The organism is Streptomyces chilikensis (assembly GCF_001642695.1).
In the GTDB taxonomy this organism is placed as follows: domain Bacteria; phylum Actinomycetota; class Actinomycetes; order Streptomycetales; family Streptomycetaceae; genus Streptomyces; species Streptomyces chilikensis.
Genome location: NZ_LWCC02000040.1, coordinates 1 through 1455 on the forward strand (window position 1 = coordinate 1; position 1455 = coordinate 1455).

The 1455-nt window shown below is 78.4% G+C and carries 1 protein-coding gene; it reads right to left on the bottom strand.

Annotated features, from left to right (window positions below; genetic code table 11):
* On the bottom strand, window positions 1-1405 hold a 1405-nt coding region (locus A2U95_RS21505), incomplete at its 3' end, for a winged helix-turn-helix domain-containing protein (protein ID WP_476756109.1).
* Between the last annotated feature and the right edge of the window lie 50 nt (window positions 1406-1455).

Below are 1455 nucleotides of genomic sequence, written 5' to 3' on the forward strand. Positions count from 1 at the left end.
CGTCGGCCGGGGCCCCGCCGGCCGGACGCTCCCCGGCCGGCGGCCCGCCGGCGCGGCGCAGGTGGACCAGCCCGTGGTCGAGGTCGTGCCGCGCCAGGTCGCGGGCCGCCCGCACCAGGTCGGTCGCCGGGGTGCGGGCCTCGGGCCCCATGCCGGAGAAGAGCTGCGTCAGCTCGCCGGCGCGCAGGCCCGTCAGGAGCCGGCCGATCGCGAGGTCGTCGACGAGGGCGCCGGCGGCGAAGTCCCACTCCTGCGCCGCGGCGCCGTGGGCGAGCGCCTCCGGCAGGAAGCCGGCCCGGCGCAGCCACCGCGCGGCCCGCCGGTGGAGTTCCGGCTCCAGCCCGGGCAGCCGTACCCGCAGGTGGGCCCGGAGGATCTCCCCGAACAACGGGTGGAGCCGGTACCACGAGTGCCCGAGGTCCTCGACGAAGGCGTTCGCGCGGTGCAGCCCGACGAGCAGGGGCTCGGCGTCGACGCGGCCGGTCAGCGCGTTCGCCAGGTCGGGGCGGAAGCGCTCCAGGACGCTCACCCGCAGCAGGAGGTCCTGCGTCTGCGGTGTCCGCCCTTCGAGGACCTCGGCCAGGAGGAAGTCCGCGATCGCGCTGTGGCCCGCCTCGAACTCCTTCAGGTACCTCTCCGGGTCGTCGCTCTCCCGGGCCGCCAGTGCGGACAGGGCCAGGCCGGCGGCCCAGCCCCGGGTGCGGTCCACCAGGGCGCGCACGGACTGGGCCGGAAGGCCCAGACCGTGCAGCTCCAGCAGGGCGGCGGCCTCGTCGGGGGTGAAGGCCAGCTCCGCGGCCCGGATCTCGGTCAGCTCGCCGGCCGCCCGGTAGCGGTGCAGCGGGAGCAGCGGCTCGGTACGGGTGACGAGCACCAGGCGCATGCCCCGTCCGGCGTGGCGCAGCACGAACTCCAGCTGCTCCGCGACCTCCGGGGCGCCCACCCGGTCGTACGCGTCGAGCACGAGGACCACGGGCCGGCCGGCCTCCTCGAGTTCGGCGGCCAGCGCCGCCAGCAGCCGGCCGTCCACCCGGGACGCGTCGGCCGGCAGCGGTCCGCCGGGCCGCAGCGCGCCGCAGGAGCGGAGCGCGCCGAGGACGTACGTCCAGAACACGCCCGGCCGCCGGTCCCCCGCCTCGGCGGTGACCCAGGCGACCGGCTGCCGCAGGCCGGCGGCCCAGTCGGCCGCCAGCAGGGTCTTGCCCGCGCCGGCCGGTCCGTCGACCAGCGTGAGCGGCGTCCGCAGGGCCCGGTCGAGGCGCCGGACCAGCCGCGGGCGCGGCAGGTGGGCGGCGGGCCTCGCGGGCGGCACGATCCGGGTGCGCAGGAAGGGGTCCGCCAGGGCGTCCGCGCCCGGGTCGCCCGGTTCCGCCGCTCCGGCGGCGTTCCCGTCGGTCTCCGCCACAGCGCTCACCACCACTGTCCGCAGGTCGTGGACCGCCTGAACCTCCAGCA